Annotated in this window: 12 protein-coding genes, 2 rRNA genes and 1 riboswitch; of the genes, 2 read left to right on the forward strand and 12 right to left on the reverse strand. The window is 47.2% G+C overall.

The features are described from left to right. Nucleotides 1–9 precede the first annotated feature (9 nt). The 7 genes from purB to NSQ29_RS24170 all read right to left on the reverse strand — a co-directional run bounded on the left by purB (nucleotide 10) and on the right by NSQ29_RS24170 (nucleotide 8,045). On the reverse strand, nucleotides 10–1,305 hold the full coding sequence (gene purB / locus NSQ29_RS24140; protein ID WP_042124027.1) for an adenylosuccinate lyase: 1,296 nt from the start codon (nucleotides 1,303–1,305) through the stop codon (nucleotides 10–12). A gap of 5 nt (nucleotides 1,306–1,310) precedes the next feature. Beyond that, nucleotides 1,311–2,489: a 5-(carboxyamino)imidazole ribonucleotide synthase gene (gene purK, locus NSQ29_RS24145; RefSeq protein ID WP_341126808.1), complete on the reverse strand. Its 1,179-nt coding sequence runs from the start codon at nucleotides 2,487–2,489 to the stop codon at nucleotides 1,311–1,313. A 53-nt stretch (nucleotides 2,490–2,542) separates the two neighbouring features. Continuing rightward, nucleotides 2,543–3,028 (reverse strand): 5-(carboxyamino)imidazole ribonucleotide mutase, encoded by a 486-nt coding sequence (gene purE, locus NSQ29_RS24150; RefSeq protein WP_341126291.1) that lies wholly within the window; start codon nucleotides 3,026–3,028, stop codon nucleotides 2,543–2,545. A 210-nt stretch (nucleotides 3,029–3,238) separates the two neighbouring features. Beyond that, a riboswitch (purine riboswitch) is annotated at nucleotides 3,239–3,340 on the reverse strand. A gap of 375 nt (nucleotides 3,341–3,715) precedes the next feature. Continuing rightward, nucleotides 3,716–4,150, reverse strand: coding sequence for a universal stress protein (locus NSQ29_RS24155; RefSeq protein ID WP_042184737.1), 435 nt, complete (start codon nucleotides 4,148–4,150; stop codon nucleotides 3,716–3,718). 40 nt (nucleotides 4,151–4,190) lie between these two features. Then, entirely contained in the window at nucleotides 4,191–4,454 is a 264-nt protein-coding gene (locus NSQ29_RS24160) for a DUF1294 domain-containing protein (RefSeq protein WP_042193264.1), read from the reverse strand. 112 nt (nucleotides 4,455–4,566) lie between these two features. Further along, nucleotides 4,567–5,772, reverse strand: coding sequence for an MFS transporter (locus NSQ29_RS24165; protein ID WP_341126292.1), 1,206 nt, complete (start codon nucleotides 5,770–5,772; stop codon nucleotides 4,567–4,569). A 137-nt stretch (nucleotides 5,773–5,909) separates the two neighbouring features. Beyond that, on the reverse strand, nucleotides 5,910–8,045 hold the full coding sequence (locus NSQ29_RS24170; RefSeq protein WP_341126293.1) for a DNA topoisomerase III: 2,136 nt from the start codon (nucleotides 8,043–8,045) through the stop codon (nucleotides 5,910–5,912). Nucleotides 8,046–8,172: 127 nt separating this feature from the next. On the opposite strand from NSQ29_RS24170, the gene tsaA reads away from it, so the two are divergent. Then, on the forward strand, nucleotides 8,173–8,619 hold the full coding sequence (tsaA, locus tag NSQ29_RS24175; protein ID WP_042184734.1) for a tRNA (N6-threonylcarbamoyladenosine(37)-N6)-methyltransferase TrmO: 447 nt from the start codon (nucleotides 8,173–8,175) through the stop codon (nucleotides 8,617–8,619). Nucleotides 8,620–8,666: 47 nt separating this feature from the next. Next, entirely contained in the window at nucleotides 8,667–9,584 is a 918-nt protein-coding gene (locus NSQ29_RS24180) for an AraC family transcriptional regulator (RefSeq protein ID WP_341126294.1), read from the forward strand. A gap of 106 nt (nucleotides 9,585–9,690) precedes the next feature. On the opposite strand, the gene NSQ29_RS24185 is transcribed toward NSQ29_RS24180, so the two are convergent. The 5 genes from NSQ29_RS24185 to NSQ29_RS24205 form a co-directional block, all read right to left on the reverse strand. Continuing rightward, a complete protein-coding gene (locus tag NSQ29_RS24185) occupies nucleotides 9,691–10,881 on the reverse strand; it encodes a DUF4179 domain-containing protein (RefSeq protein ID WP_341126295.1) in 1,191 nt (396 codons plus the stop codon). Further along, nucleotides 10,856–11,443 carry an RNA polymerase sigma factor gene (locus tag NSQ29_RS24190; RefSeq protein WP_341126296.1) on the reverse strand — a complete coding sequence of 196 codons (588 nt, stop codon included), beginning with the start codon at nucleotides 11,441–11,443 and terminating at the stop codon, nucleotides 10,856–10,858. Before NSQ29_RS24190 ends, NSQ29_RS24185 begins: the two co-directional genes overlap by 26 nt. 184 nt (nucleotides 11,444–11,627) lie before the next feature. Beyond that, a complete protein-coding gene (locus NSQ29_RS24195) occupies nucleotides 11,628–12,383 on the reverse strand; it encodes an acyl-[acyl-carrier-protein] thioesterase (protein WP_149647558.1) in 756 nt (251 codons plus the stop codon). Between the two features lie 238 nt (nucleotides 12,384–12,621). Beyond that, nucleotides 12,622–12,738: ribosomal RNA gene (rrf, locus tag NSQ29_RS24200) — 5S ribosomal RNA — on the reverse strand. 130 nt (nucleotides 12,739–12,868) lie between these two features. Further along, nucleotides 12,869–15,797: ribosomal RNA gene (locus NSQ29_RS24205) — 23S ribosomal RNA — on the reverse strand. Nucleotides 15,798–15,978 lie beyond the last annotated feature (181 nt).

Here is a 15,978-nt window from a genome sequence, read left to right on the forward strand (position 1 = left end):
CTATCTTTTTTAGATAAGCTCTAGCTTGCGGAAGATGGTGTCCACATGCTTAAGGTGCCAAGAAGGGTTAAATGCATCTTCAATTTCTTCTGGGGTAAGAACGTTAGTGATCTCAGGTGTAGCTTCCACGATATCGCGGAATTGTTTTTGCTCTTCCCACGCTTGCATAGCACGCGGTTGAACGGTATCGTACGCTTGCTCACGGCTAAGGCCTTTATCGATCAGTTTAGTCAAGATACGACCGGAGAAAGGAACACCGAACGTACGGTTCATGTTACGCTTCATGTTCTCTGGGAATACAGTCAGGTTCTTCACGATGTTACCGAAACGGTTCAGCATGTAGTTGAGCAACATTGTCGCATCCGGAAGGATGATACGTTCCACAGAGGAGTGCGAAATATCGCGTTCATGCCAGAGTGGCACGTTCTCGTAAGCTGTAACCATATGTCCGCGAATGACGCGGGACAGACCGGAAATGTTCTCGCAGCCGATCGGATTACGTTTGTGAGGCATAGCGGAGGAACCCTTTTGACCTTTGGCAAAAGCTTCTTCCACTTCACGAATCTCACTCTTTTGCAGAGCGCGGATTTCAGTAGCGAATTTGTCTAACGATGTCGCTACCAAAGCAAGAGCAGCCATGTATTCAGCATGACGGTCACGCTGTAACGTTTGTGTAGAAATTGGAGCTGGGCTTGTGCCGAGCTTGCGGCAAACGAATTCTTCTACGAAAGGATCGATGTTAGCGTACGTACCAACGGCACCGGAGATTTTCCCGAACTGTACACCGTTCGCAGCATGGCGGAAACGCTCCAAGTTACGTTTCATTTCTTCGTACCATAGAGCCATTTTCAGACCAAAGGTAGTTGGCTCGGCATGAACACCATGCGTACGGCCCATCATCGGCGTATCCTTGTAAGCAATAGCCTTATCTTTAAGGATCTCAATAAAGTTGATGATATCCTTCTCTAGAATTTCATTCGCTTGACGAAGCAAGTAACCTAATGCTGTATCTACCACGTCAGTAGAAGTAAGACCGTAGTGAACCCATTTGCGCTCTGCGCCAAGGCTCTCGGAAACCGCACGTGTAAATGCGATAACGTCGTGGCGAGTCTCTTGTTCTATTTCATCAATGCGTGCGATGTCGAATTTAGCGTCTTTACGCAGTTTAGCTGCGTCTTCGTGCGGGATGACTCCGAGCTCAGCCCATGCTTCACAAGCGCAAATTTCAACTTCCAGCCACGCTTTGAATTTATTTTCCTCCGTCCAAATAGCTCGCATCTCAGGTCTGCTGTAACGTTCGATCATATTCTTTAGTTCCTCCAAAGTTTAGATTGCTCCACCCAGGACAAGCCGTCTCCGGTATCCTTGCAGAGCAGATTGATATGGCCCATCTTGCGGCCGGTCTTACTCTCAGTCTTGCCATATATATGAAGCTTAGGTACAACACCCAGCTTATTATCTTTTTCGTCCTGTGTACAGGTCGCTTTAATCGCGCCATCCAAATGCTGGCCTAGTACATTTACCATAACTACAGGTGTCAAAAGCGTTGTATCGCCTAGCGGCAGATTACAAATCGCCCGGACATGCTGCTCGAACTGTGAAGTCGCGCAAGCGTCCATGGTGTAATGCCCGGAGTTATGCGGCCTTGGTGCTAACTCATTGACGTACAATTGTCCGTCCTCTGTGACGAACATTTCTACTGCCAGCAGTCCAACCGCATCAAGTCCAGCGATTAATGTCTCTGCCAATTCGCATGCTCTCCGCTGAATGTCCTCTGCCACTCTTGCAGGCACAATGGACAGATGCAAAATATTATTCACATGAATATTTTCCGACGGTGGGAAGCTCTTAACCTCACCAGAAGCACTGCGTGCAGCAACAACGGATATTTCACACTTAAAAGCTACAAACTTCTCAAGCACCAGCTCCGGCACAACGGATCCGGGTGCTACTTGCCGGAAGGCTTCTTCCAGCTCTTCTACCTGACGGATCACGGCTTGTCCCTTGCCGTCATAACCGCCTGTGGCTGTCTTCAGTACACAAGGTAGTCCAAGTTCAGCCGCCGCCACTTTCAGCTCCGCAAGGCTATCCACCTTCCGGTACGGGGCGACGGGTACGCCTGCCGCCTCGATGGCGGCTTTTTCGCGCAGCCGATGCTGCGTCGTATACAGCAGCGCGCTGCCCTGCGGCACGTACGATTCCTCCGTCAGCAGCGCGGCAACGCCCGCGTCAACGTTCTCGAACTCGTACGTGATGACGTCCGAGCGGCGGGCTAGCTCCCGCGCCGCGTCCCGGTCGTTATACGCCGCTGTAATCTGCGGCGTGACTTGACCGCTAGGCGCATCCGGCGCAGGGTCCAGCGCCACGAAGCGGTACCCCATGGCGCTGCCAGCCAGCGCCATCATGCGCCCGAGCTGCCCGCCGCCGAGCACGCCGACGGTCGCGCCAGGCAGTAGCGTCCGGACGGTGTCCGTACCGGACGCATCCATAGCGGCTGGCGAAGTAGCGCCGCCAGCCTCCTGCAGCTTCAGCTCCTCCGGTCTCATAAGCTGTCGCTGCTTTCAAGGACTTCGTCGCGGATCGCATCCCGCCGCAGCTGCGCGCGCTGCTGCACTTCTGGATCGAATACTCCGATAATCTGTGCAGCCAGGAGGCCTGCATTAATGGCTCCTGCCTTACCAATGGCTACCGTTGCCACTGGAATGCCTCCTGGCATCTGCACGATGGAGAGAAGCGAATCCAGCCCATTAAGCGCCTTCGACTGCACTGGCACTCCAATCACAGGCAGGATCGTCTTTGCTGCCACCATACCCGGCAAATGCGCTGCACCACCCGCTCCTGCAATAATGACGCGAATACCCCGGCCCGCGGCTTCCTCCGCATAGCTGAACATCAAGTCCGGCGTCCGGTGCGCAGATACTACCTTCTTCTCATAAGATAATCCCAGCTCTTCAAGCACCGCACAAGCGTGCTCCATCGTATCCCAATCCGATTTACTGCCCATGATAACAGCTACCTGCACAGACATGATTCGACCTACCTTCCAGTCACTAGTATGGATATCTTTATCTTGTAAATTCGAATAAAAAAAGCCCGATGACCAGACGCATTTTGCTGCGGGAGGATCGGACTAGTAAAGAAATTAGGAAAAAATAATCCGCGTGCCTATCATTAGGCTGCATTAAGCGCGGAAAATGGCATAATGCATCATTCCGTTACCCGGACCGCATTGCCGCATTCTATCATCCTATTTCCTCGTAGTCCGGTAATTTACGGTTCCCGGGTAGAAACTTCCGGGCCATATCCCCGGTTTTATACGAGTTGCTCATGACATCAGTTTAACAATCCCCTACACAGGATGTCAACTCAAACACGAACATTGGTAAATTCCGATTAATAATCGTTCGCTTTTAGGCGTATTTAATTTCTCGATAGCCACTTATTTTGATGATAAAGACTTCTTTCCGTACACTATTAGCTCTAACAACAGATGTTATATTAACTGTAGAATAGGCTTCATGGAAATACATATAATTCCTCTACTGGATATGAATTTAGTCATTTCGTTTCTTAATAATCAAGTATAAACGCCTTTGGCGTCCCTGTATGACGGTTAGCGTTTATGCGAGAAATATAAGGATAAAGTATAGTTTGAAACATATACTTTCTTATATTTGAAAAAAGGAACGCCATAAGCGTCCCTTTTAACTTTATATTATTTTACAACCAGCACTGGAATGCGGGCGCTTTGTACTACATTGTGGCTCACACTTCCCAGAACAAACTCACGTATTCCGCCAAGTCCGCGGCTGCCGATAACAATTACATCTATAGCATGTTCTTTAGCATATTTCAAAATCACTTCAGCGGGTGATCCTTGTAATAGCTCAACCTCAGCATTCAAGCCTTCAGCCTCAAGGCGTCCCTTGACTTCTTCCGTAGTCTGCACTGCTAAATCATAATATTCTTTATTTACTGAAGCCGGTAGTGGTGCTAGAGCTTCTCCGATAAAAAATCTTGGAAATTCAAATGCGTGTACGACATGCATCGTAGAGCCCGGAGTTACTTTTGCGAGTTCAATTGCGCGCTCCAATGCTTGATTAGAAGCCTTAGATCCATCATAGGCGAGTAAAATTTTAGAGAATAACATGTACGCCACCTCTTTTTCTAGTTTGTAATCATTAAGACTATCACCTTAAAAAATAGCTGTACAAAAAGATATTCAGCAACAGAAGTAACGGAATTCCGATCCTAAAGGACATATGTCGCGTCTTGTGGCGCTTACGATACATGGCAATCAGCACGCCTAGTGCCCCGCCCATAGCTGCCAGCAGAAAAAGTGTCTTCTCAGGTACACGTTCTCGCCGTTTACGGGCTTTGTTCTTGTCTTCGGACATCACTACATATCCGATAATATTAATTACCACAAACCACAACATTATAACCTTGACCATTCTCCCGGGCTCTCCTCCTTGCTTCCTATCTATCTCTATTATATTCCTCTTTTTCACAAAAAACCAATCATCCTTACACGCTCTGATAACTTCGCTACCTGCCTCTTTCTTTTCACTGCTTCGCATCCTTCATCCATATCCATGACAACACCGCAGCCAACGCCGCCGCAATTCCACCCAGCCAGAACCCTCCGGTCAAGCCATAAAGAGCGCTCATCCAGCCTGCCACGAATGGCCCAGCCGACATACCTATTGCATAAACCGCCTGATAGAAGCCCATAGCTGTTGCACGCTTATATGGATCTACTTCTGACACCGACTTGCCTAGCAACAATGGGAAAATAAGTCCCTGCATAAATCCGTTTCCTATCTGAGTCAGACAGAGCGTCGCTAACGTCGGCATTGAAGGAATAAGAAGTGTAAACAATGCACTTCCCGCGAAGCCTAAGAGAAGCGTGCCCCGGTCTCCTAGCAGCCTACCAAATGTCCGTGAGCCATAGAGGGTCGCGACAGCATGCGGAATCATAAAAGCGAGCGTCAGCCAGCCCAAGCTTTCTTTACTTGCTCCGATATTCAGAGCTTGGTTTGGCGTATATCCGAACATCGTTATGAATAGCACACAGTGTGCCAACACTGACAGCAGAGAAACTCTTACCAGAAGTGGCTCCTTCATAACACCCGCTAAGTCCTTGATCTGGATCGCACTTTGCCGTTTCTCCTGTTTTTGTTCAGGCAGCCGCAGCGCAAGCAACAGCGCCGCAATCGCTACAAATCCACCAATCAGAAACGGGGTATTCCAGCCCCAATGCTCCACCATATAGCCACTGATCATCATACTGGTCAATTGGGCGATTACCGTAGTGAATTGCAGCATGCCCATCGCTTTTCCAGCTTCCTCTTTCGGGAAATATCCCGCGAACATCACAGTGTAGACAACCCATGCCGAAGCCGCTATACCGGATACCGCTCGTGCTGCCAATGCCCACCCAGGCTGTGCTCCCCACATAAAAAGAAAGCAGCTGGCTCCGCTCGCAATCAGTCCCAGATAGATAAACGGACGCCGCCGATTCAAATAATCCGAACCGATGCCAATCGGCAGTCGGAACAGAATCTGCATTAGCCCATATACGCCAAGCACCATGCCCACCATAAAATACGATGCTCCCAAATGCTCCACATAAGGAGAAAGCACCGGAACATAAATATAAGAAGAGAACCAAAACATAAATACAATAACGAGAAAGAAAAACTTACTGCCACCCTGCCCCTCTGGGCTACCTGCTGCTTTTAGTTGATCCACTTGTTGTTCAGCTGCCACCCTAATCACCTGCTCTAAGTATTTGCTTAACATTCTAATTCAAAGCCTATCTGTAGACCACAAAAACTTACGTGGACAGAAAAAAGGGCTACTGAGTACACTCAGCAGCCTTTTTATTACGATACATGCGATCCTTTTTACTTATCCTTCTTTTGCCCTTCAAGCGCTGCTTTCAGCAGTTCCCCAAGGTTAGAACCAATGCTTTCTTGCTTACTGTATTGCTGTACCAGCTTTTGCTGTTCGCGTTTATTCACATGCTTATGATCCTTATCCAAGGTTTCTGTGATTCCACAGCCCAAACATTGTACGAACATGCCTGCTTTACCCTCTTTGAGCTCCATTTTCTTATGGCACTGTGGACAGCGGCGATTCGATAGTCTTTTCTCTCCGGCACGGGTATAACCACAGTTATCTGCTGGGCATACAAGCAGCTTGCCACGTTTGCTCTTTTTCTCCAGCAGTCTTGTACCGCATTCCGGACAGTTACTGTTCGAGACATTATGCGGTTTATATTCTGCTCCACTAGTTTTGACGCCAGTTACCAGCTCCTGTGCCATACTGCGGATGCCTTGCAAGAAGAGCTCCGGCTTGCCTTGACCACGCGCTATTTTCTCCAGCTCAGCTTCCCAGCGCGCAGTTAGATCTGGTGTCCGTAGCTGTGTGGATACCAACTCAATAAGCTGCTTGCCTTTACCAGTCGGATGCAGCAGATTCCCTTGGCGTTCAATGGTATCGGAGCTTACCAGCTTCTCGATAATATCCGCGCGGGTCGCCGGGGTTCCAAGGCCATGCTTCTCCATTTGCGTCAACAGCGAAGCTTCATTATAACGCTTCGGTGGCTGTGTTCGTCCAGGACGAACCATGCAGCGGCCAATCGTGACAGTTGCTCCTTCGCGCAACTCAGGTAGCTTCACACTGCCCGCTGCCGGCTCGTCCGCAGATTCGTCATCGTCATCATTACTCATATCTCCGCCGTATACTTCGCGCCAGCCGGCATCTTTTACCGTCGTCCCTTTGACATGGAAGCTTTCGCCTTCCACATTGACGGTTACAGCTACCGCATCATAACGAGCTGGTGGGTAGAACAAGCTAATAAAACGCCGTACAATCAGATCATACAGCTTACGTTCCTCAGTACTCAGGCCATTTAACAATACGGTCTGTTCTGTAGGAATAATAGCGTGGTGATCGCTTACTTTGCTATCATCCACGATCCGCTTCGTAATCGGCAGCTGCTTGCGCAGCAATGGACGTGCTAACGCTGCATATGGACCGACCGCAACACTATCCAGTCTTTCCTTGAGTGTGCCCGTCATATCTGATGTTAAGTAACGACTGTCCGTACGCGGGTAAGTGACAAGCTTGTGCTGCTCATATAACCGCTGAAGCACACTGGAGGTCTGCTTCGCGGAGAAGCCGAACTTCCGGTTCGCATCGCGCTGCAATTCAGTCAGATCATAAGCGAGTGGATGAGGTTCGCTCTTCTCACTCTTTTGTACCTTAATAATACGGCCGCTGCGTCCAGTAAGCTTATCCTTTAGACTTGCCGTCTTATCCTTTTCAAATATCCGACCATCGCCGTTACTGGCCCGCCATGCCGCTTGGAAATCTCCAAAATCAGCAGTCAGCGTCTCAAAATCAACGGAACGGAAACCCGTAATCTCCTGTTCACGATCCATGATCATCCCTAATGTCGGCGTTTGTACCCGCCCTGCGGAGAGCGGCGAACCGAACTTACATGTCAAAGCTCTCGTGACATTCAGTCCAATCATCCAATCCGCCTCTGCGCGGCAACGTGCAGATTCATACAGACGATCAAAATCGCGACCTGGGCGGAGCTTTGCGAATCCCTCTTTAATCGCCTTATCAGTCTGCGAGGATATCCACAGCCGCCGGAATGGCTTTTTCCATCCCGCCATATTCATAATCCAACGTGCCAACAGCTCTCCTTCACGAGCAGCATCCGTAGCTACCACAAGCTCCTCAATATCCTGACGCTTCATTAGATGCTGAACAGCTTTGTATTGCTGGTTGGTCTCACGCAGCACCTTCAGCTTTGCCTTCTCCGGCAAAATAGGCAAATCCTCCAAAGCCCAAGTTGCAAACTTTTTATTATAATCTTCAGGCTCTGCCAGGCCGACTAAATGACCCAGTGCCCAGGTAACCACATATTTTGGACCTTCAATATAGCTCTTCTGTTTATTATTACATCCCATGACTCGTGCGATCTCGCGTGCAACAGACGGCTTCTCCGCCAATACTAATGTCTTCATAATGCTCCCCTTTCCACATCAAATTTCATTATATCATTAAATGAATGTTAGCAAATATCGTCAGGCCTTACCGGGTCACTCCGTTATAAACTAAATAATATCTGATACCCGAAAGGAGTCATAGTCAATGAATGAACAAGAAAGCTATAATATAGTACCTATAGGTTGGGTTACAGGTACGCCACGTAATTTACGACTGGAAATCAAACCGGAATTTAGCCCGGCGCTTAAAGGTTTATCTCAATTTAGTCATTGCCAAGTGCTTTGGTGGCTGCACGAGTTTGCAGATGATCAATTCCGCCAGACTACACAGATTCAACCACCTTATGACGAAACATTAACTGGAGTATTCGCTTCCCGTTCCCCTATTCGACCTAATCCAATTGGGCTTAGTGTAGCAGCAACCCTGTCTGTCGATGAAGCTTCTGGCATCGTAGAGGTGGCTGGACTTGATGCCTATCCTGGTACACCAATTCTCGACATCAAAGCTTATTTTCCTAGTGCCGATCGCGTAATGGAAGTGACCGTTCCCGATTGGGCTGCTAATTGGGGAGACTGGACAACAAATAATTGAAGTCATCGTGTTGGACACCATTTCTAACTGTTATGGGAGGGCATCTCTTGAACAATCGCCAACTAATCATTCAAGCATTAGATCTCATTGAGGATCGCTTAAACACGCTTCTTCCTGTAGCTGTCCTTTCCAAAGAAATGGGATACTCACTTTATCATTTCACCCGCCTATTTCAAGCAGTCACTGGGATAGCACCCGGCGACTATATAGCCAGACGCAAAATCACTGAAGCAGCCTTGGACATTCACCGAATGCCAGAACGCTCACTCCAGGACATCTCATTAGACTATAACTTTAGTAACTATGAGACCTTTACTCGTGCCTTCAAAAGAATGCTGCACACGACCCCCTCTCTTGTTCGAAAAAGAATTAATAAAACGAAACTCCCTTTGTTGCCTAGACTATATGAACAGGATCTACTTCAAGTCCCTTCTTATAGCGATCTTTCCCCCCAGCTCGTTGATTTCGGGGAAATTATACTTCAAGGACCCGTAGTTAAAATAGACCATGATTTCTCCGTCATTTCTGATACTTGGCCTTTGCTTTTCAGTAAGGTAGATACTATATCTGATAGGATACAACCTGAAAAATATTATCAGCTTGGCTTCTGGCCAGACGACTATGAGAGTAACGGTTTTTCGATCATGTGTGCCTGCGAACTTAATCCTATAAATGCAGACCACAATCAGACTTTCCCCCTTCAGATCTTACCACCTATACGTTATCTTAAATTCATCCATAAAGGCCGCTCTTGTGATATCCCTTCTACATATAAATATATCTACGGAATCTGGCTGCCGAAAACAGAATACAGGATGTCCATTCCATTTGAATTGGAATTTTATGGTGAATTGTATCTTGGACCAGATAACGAAAACTCGGTGAGTGAAATCTACATTCCGTTAGAATTTTTACAAGAAGAGACTACGTTGTCATCTTTTATAAATGACAACCGTTTCTCTTAGAAATATAAAGATATTATAGTTGTTTAGCTTATAAATTCTTATCTTTTAACAAAAAGCCCGTATCTGCTATGCAGACACGGACTTTTTTTGCTTATGGGATTAATAGTTACTCTTGCTCCACCTGAATCGTTTGTTCAAGCTCCGGATAATAATGTTTAACTTGTTTTCCTTCTTCATCTCTTAATGCTTTATGGCTCTCATCAATGGAGTAAGTAAACGGCTTAACTGTAATTGTTTTTGGTGTTTGTGGGAACGGACTGAAATCTTTGTCTCCCATAGGATAGACTATAGCCGGCAAGTTGAATGACCCACTCGAAGAAAATGCATTGCCTAGTTCATCAACAATTTCATAGAACATTTCAGAGGTTGTGTATCCATCCTTTTCTTTCACAGTTGGCGCTTTACCTTCTTCGCTGAGCTGTAATCTGCTTGTGGCTGGAGTTAATTCCAGCTTGGTAATCGTATAACTGAATTCTTCTGCCTCTTTTGTTTGGTTCAGATCAAGCTTGATAATTCCTTCCGTTACTTTTTTCACCGGCACCTTAATTTCAAAAGGCTCTGCGATTTGTGTAACCGGCACAGTGATGCTTAATTCAAATTCATTCCCCAAAGCCTCTACATTATTTAGATTTCTATAATCGTATAAAATAGCATTCTTTTTACCCTCAACATCGCCAAAAGACGACATTTGGGCCTCCAGATTCTTTCCATTCGGCAATTTCACTTCTGCTGAACCCAACAACCCTTTTTCGGACTGGTTCATTGTCACTTTCGCATACTGCTGTTCTTTTACCGCTGGATCGAATTCAGTCGGTTCAATAATCATTTCTGCCATCATCTTATCCTTATCAATGCCTTCCCGTTCAATCGCAAAAGCCAACCGCGAGCCGTCATAATAGGCATCGGTAACCTTCAAGGTCACTCCATCATGGGTAACGCTTTGGTTAGGCGCAGTAGATAATCCTTTTTCTTTAGCAGCATTTAGACCTTTATCGTCAATCCCCTTAAAAATACTTCCTACAACAGGAATCTGCTTTAACGTTTCAGCCATGACTGGGGATATAAATCCGCTACCGATTATTCCCGCACCCAACACTGCTGCTGCCGCGGCAGCCACCAATGATTTTTTCAGAAACTTATTCCCACTTTTTCTTGACGCTCGCTTTTCCATTCCCTCGTCTCCTATTCGCTTCATAATTGAATCGCTGAAACTGTCTACCGGCATTTCATGATTTTGGAATGTTTGACGAATGTGCTCCATCTTCTGACTTTCAGTTGGATCTTGCCATTTCTCCATGAGGGCTTCCTCCTTCATTCATTCTTTGCCGGACTAACTTTTTGCGTAGACGTTCAAATTTCTTGCGTAAAGTAGCTGAATTACAATCCATAATCTGACCCATTTCTTCAAAACTGTACTGCTCTACTACCTTAAGAATCAGAAGATTGCTCTCTTCAGCTGTCAGATCATCCATAAATAACTTCTGCAATGGCTCCTCATCGTTAGGATTATAATAGGCTTTCGGCTGCTGCTCTTTATATAGCGACAACAGACGGTTTCTTCGTTTGCGTTTGCGAACCTGATCCAAACAATGATGATAGGCCACTTTATACAGCCATGAATCAAAAGAGACTCGTTTCTCATAACGTCTGAGTTCCTGATACACTTTTACAAATATATCTTGCACAGCATCCTCTGCTTCTTCATGACTTCTCAAAATATAATAGCAATACGTATAAATCTTTCTTTCATAGGCTTGTATTATAGTTCTATAGGCTTCGCGGTTACCCGCAAGAACCTGATCAATAGCCTCTTCAATTATTGTTTGATTCACTTGGACCCCGGGGCTGCGACGTTCCAAAGAATCACCTCCTTGTTATTGACTACAACTATATAACGATTGTGATCCCTTTAATTGTGACAGGCTCAAAATTTTTTCCAAATATGTTATATACACCATCTGTTTTTCAACAAAAAAAAGCGACTACCCCGATAGATGCTCGGAGAAATCGCTTTTATAATAATATTCCATATTTATAAACTTTTTACTTATTTATATTTTTCAACTCAATACATGCTTCAAAAAATACAATATCACTATTCTGGCCACGGACATATATACCATCATCCGTTACAGCTGAGCGTAAAATAGTCAGTTCATCCCCAAACTTAGCTTCTTGTAGGTATGTAATCCGGAAGCGTGTGAACTCTGCATTATCCCATTCCGCTAAACTGAGTGCATCACAACATAAATCTCCGTATCGCGCATTATTCAGATGTCCGTTGCTATCCAGCCCACTATATCTTACCTGATACCGATAAGCTTCTTCCATAGTAATATCAGTAGGGATCGTTACCTTAACAGGCATATCCCCTACTGAATCGCCATTATAGTGCTTAACCTGAACTGGAAGAGCGTTCGGTCTGAGTATCTTTCTCTTCTCAATATCTACTAAAGCCCATATAGAACGCGCTGTGGCAATCTCTATATGATCTGCATCGAAAATACGATAATCCCGTTGCCATAGAGCCCCTTTAGTACCTTTACTCCAGGTATGTACGCTAAGCACATCATTTGGGCGAGGAATACGCTTAAAATCAAGGTCTAACGTAATCATCATCCAGCCCATTCCTGCACTCAGAATTTCTTCCACACTTATCCCCAAATTACCCACTGCGAAGTCTGCCGCACATTGCATGATATCCAGAATAAAGGATAACTTACCCTGTGAACGATAATCCGTGTCGCTCGCATGTACAGAAAAATCTTCTATCCACACAAGATTACTACTGTTGTCCATTGTTTATCCTCCTGCCATGCAAAATATCCTTGCATTTACTTGAAGTATCCACATATACCACTGCTCTATCCACATAAATTGGGGACTACTTTCATTTTTGAATATATTTTATTATTTCATCCACATGTTAGTAACTTTTATTTTCTCGTTATTTCCCCATGACTTATCCACATTATTTAAATTAAGCGATAAAGGGAACAAAAAAGCCATTGTTGATAAATCAACAATGGCTTCGTGTGCTTGGCAACGTCCTACTCTCCCAGGACCCTTCGGTCCAAGTACCATCGGCGCTGGAGGGCTTAACGGTCGTGTTCGGGATGGGTACGCGTGGAACCCCTCCGCTATCGCCACCAAACATGCGTCTGTGAAACAGACACTGCCGCGTGAAATTTCGTTCATCACCAGAAGTGAGAATGAATTTCTAAGCGTGTTACAGGCTTGAGTCGCCTGAAAACTGAATCCGAATTGAATTTGCGTTCTAAGTATAGGATAAGCCCTCGACCGATTAGTATTGGTCAGCTCCATGCATTACTGCACTTCCACCTCCAACCTATCTACCTCGTCGTCTTCAAGGGGTCTTACTAATTGGGAAATCTCATCTTGAGGGGGGCTTCACGCTTAGATGCTTTCAGCGCTTATCCCGTCCGTACGTAGCTACCCAGCCATGCTTCTGGCGAAACAACTGGTGCACCAGCGGTACGTCCATCCCGGTCCTCTCGTACTAAGGACAGCTCCTCTCAAATTTCCTGCGCCCACGACAGATAGGGACCGAACTGTCTCACGACGTTCTGAACCCAGCTCGCGTACCGCTTTAATGGGCGAACAGCCCAACCCTTGGGACCTACTTCAGCCCCAGGATGCGATGAGCCGACATCGAGGTGCCAAACCTCCCCGTCGATGTGGACTCTTGGGGGAGATAAGCCTGTTATCCCCAGGGTAGCTTTTATCCGTTGAGCGATGGCCCTTCCATGCGGTACCACCGGATCACTAAGTCCGACTTTCGTCCCTGCTCGACTTGTAGGTCTCGCAGTCAAGCTCCCTTATGCCTTTGCACTCTTCGAATGATTTCCAACCATTCTGAGGGAACCTTGGAACGCCTCCGTTACTCTTTAGGAGGCGACCGCCCCAGTCAAACTGCCCGCCTGACACGGTCCCCGTACCCGATTAGGGTACTAGGTTAGAACCTAGATACGATCAGGGTGGTATCCCAACGGCGCCTCCACCGAAGCTTGCGCTCCGATTTCTACGGCTCCCACCTATCCTGTACAGATCGTACCCAAATTCAATATCAAGCTGCAGTAAAGCTCCATGGGGTCTTTCCGTCTTGTCGCGGGTAACCTGCATCTTCACAGGTATTAAAATTTCACCGGATCTCTCGTTGAGACAGCGCCCAAGTCGTTACGCCATTCGTGCGGGTCAGAATTTACCTGACAAGGAATTTCGCTACCTTAGGACCGTTATAGTTACGGCCGCCGTTTACTGGGGCTTCGGTTCATAGCTTCGGGTTACCCCTAACCACTCCCCTTAACCTTCCAGCACCGGGCAGGCGTCAGCCCGTATACTTCGCCTTGCGGCTTCGCACAGACCTGTGTTTTTGCTAAACAGTCGCTTGGGCCTTTTCACTGCGGCCCCCTCGTGCTATTCACACTACCGGGGCACCCCTTCTCCCGAAGTTACGGGGTCATTTTGCCGAGTTCCTTAACGAGAGTTCTTCCGCGCGCCTTAGAATTCTCTTCTCGCCTACCTGTGTCGGTTTGCGGTACGGGCACCTTCTCCTGGCTAGAGGCTTTTCTTGGCAGTGTGAGATCATGACCTTCGCTACTGTAATTTTCGCTCCCCATCACAGCCCAGCCTTAATGATGTGCGGATTTGCCTACACATCAGCCTCACTGCTTAGACGGACATATCCATCAGTCCGCGTCACTACCCTCCTGCGTCACCCCATCGCTCATAGCGGATTACGGTGGTACAGTAATTTCAAACTGTTGTCCTTCGACTACGCCTTTCGGCCTCGCCTTAGGTCCCGACTTACCCTGAGCGGACGAGCCTTCCTCAGGAAACCTTGGGCTTTCGGCGGATCAGATTCTCACTGATCTTTTCGTTACTCATACCGGCATTCTCACTTGTATGCTGTCCAGCGCTCCTTACGGTACACCTTCAACCCACATACAACGCTCCCCTACCCCAGATACATACGTATCTAGCCATAGCTTCGGTGGTGTGTTTAGCCCCGTTACATTTTCGGCGCAGAGTCACTCGACCAGTGAGCTATTACGCACTCTTTCAATGGTGGCTGCTTCTAAGCCAACATCCTGGTTGTCTGTGCAACTCCACATCCTTTCCCACTTAACACACACTTGGGGACCTTAGCTGATGGTCTGGGCTGTTTCCCTTTTGACAATGGATCTTAGCACTCACTGTCTGACTCCCGGCAATAAGTATATGGCATTCGGAGTTTGACTGAGCTTGGTAATCCTTGCGGACCCCGCACCCAATCAGTGCTCTACCTCCACTACTCTTATACCGAGGCTAGCCCTAAAGCTATTTCGGGGAGAACCAGCTATCTCCGAGTTCGATTGGAATTTCTCCGCTACCCCCACCTCATCCCCGCATTTTTCAACATGCGTGGGTTCGGGCCTCCAGTGCGTGTTACCGCACCTTCACCCTGGACAGGGGTAGATCACACGGTTTCGGGTCTACGTCCACATACTAAATCGCCCTATTCAGACTCGCTTTCGCTGCGGCTCCGTCTTCTCGACTTAACCTTGCATGTTAAACGTAACTCGCCGGTTCATTCTACAAAAGGCACGCCATCACCCATAGATAGGGCTCTGACTTTTTGTAAGCACACGGTTTCAGGTTCTATTTCACTCCCCTTCCGGGGTGCTTTTCACCTTTCCCTCACGGTACTGTTTCACTATCGGTCGCCAGGTAGTATTTAGCCTTAGCAGATGGTCCTGCTGGATTCATACGGGGTTTCACGTGCCCCGCACTACTCGGGATCCGTCTCGGAGAGAACACAGTTTAGGCTACAGGGCTTTTACCTCTATCGCGGGCCTTTCCAGACCTCTTCACCTACCATATTCCTTTGTAACTCCATGTGAGACGTCCCACAACCCCTAAGAGCAAGCTCTTAGGTTTAGGCTGTTCCGCGTTCGCTCGCCGCTACTGACGGAATCACTATTGTTTTCTCTTCCTCAGGGTACTTAGATGTTTCAGTTCCCCTGGTCTGCCTCTACATCTCCTATGTGTTCAGAGATGAGTAACTGCGAATTACCACAGCTGGGTTTCCCCATTCGGACACCCCCGGATCAAAGCTTGCTTACAGCTCCCCGAGGCAGTTTCGTTGTTCGCCACGTCCTTCGTCGGCTCCTGGCGCCTAGGCATCCTCCGTGTGCTCTTATTAGCTTAACCTTGATTTTTCCTAAGAAAAATCTCACTAATAACATTTACTTGTTTACACAAGTTGCTAAAAGATGTTCTAAAACGCAAATTCGTTTCGGTATCCAGTTTTCAAGGATCAAGTTTAAAAATGAGAGCTTAAACTCTCAAAACTGAGCAACGAGTGAGTTGTGGAAGCTTAGCTTCCGATTTG

Source organism: Paenibacillus sp. FSL F4-0236 (assembly GCF_038000135.1).
Lineage (GTDB): Bacteria > Bacillota > Bacilli > Paenibacillales > Paenibacillaceae > Paenibacillus_AQ.

What these genes read in the sequence shown, in the direction of transcription:
- purB (WP_042124027.1), bottom strand. Translation starts at nt 1,305, where the DNA reads ATGATCGAACGTTACAGCAGACCTGAGATGCGAGCTATTTGGACGGAG.
- NSQ29_RS24170 (WP_341126293.1), bottom strand. Translation starts at nt 8,045, where the DNA reads ATGAAGACATTAGTATTGGCGGAGAAGCCGTCTGTTGCACGCGAGATC.
- NSQ29_RS24155 (WP_042184737.1), bottom strand. Translation starts at nt 4,150, where the DNA reads ATGTTATTCTCTAAAATTTTACTCGCCTATGATGGATCTAAGGCTTCT.
- purE (WP_341126291.1), bottom strand. Translation starts at nt 3,028, where the DNA reads ATGTCTGTGCAGGTAGCTGTTATCATGGGCAGTAAATCGGATTGGGAT.
- NSQ29_RS24185 (WP_341126295.1), bottom strand. Translation starts at nt 10,881, where the DNA reads ATGGAGAAATGGCAAGATCCAACTGAAAGTCAGAAGATGGAGCACATT.
- purK (WP_341126808.1), bottom strand. Translation starts at nt 2,489, where the DNA reads ATGGATGCGTCCGGTACGGACACCGTCCGGACGCTACTGCCTGGCGCG.
- NSQ29_RS24160 (WP_042193264.1), bottom strand. Translation starts at nt 4,454, where the DNA reads ATGGTCAAGGTTATAATGTTGTGGTTTGTGGTAATTAATATTATCGGA.
- NSQ29_RS24195 (WP_149647558.1), bottom strand. Translation starts at nt 12,383, where the DNA reads ATGGACAACAGTAGTAATCTTGTGTGGATAGAAGATTTTTCTGTACAT.
- tsaA (WP_042184734.1), top strand. Translation starts at nt 8,173, where the DNA reads ATGAATGAACAAGAAAGCTATAATATAGTACCTATAGGTTGGGTTACA.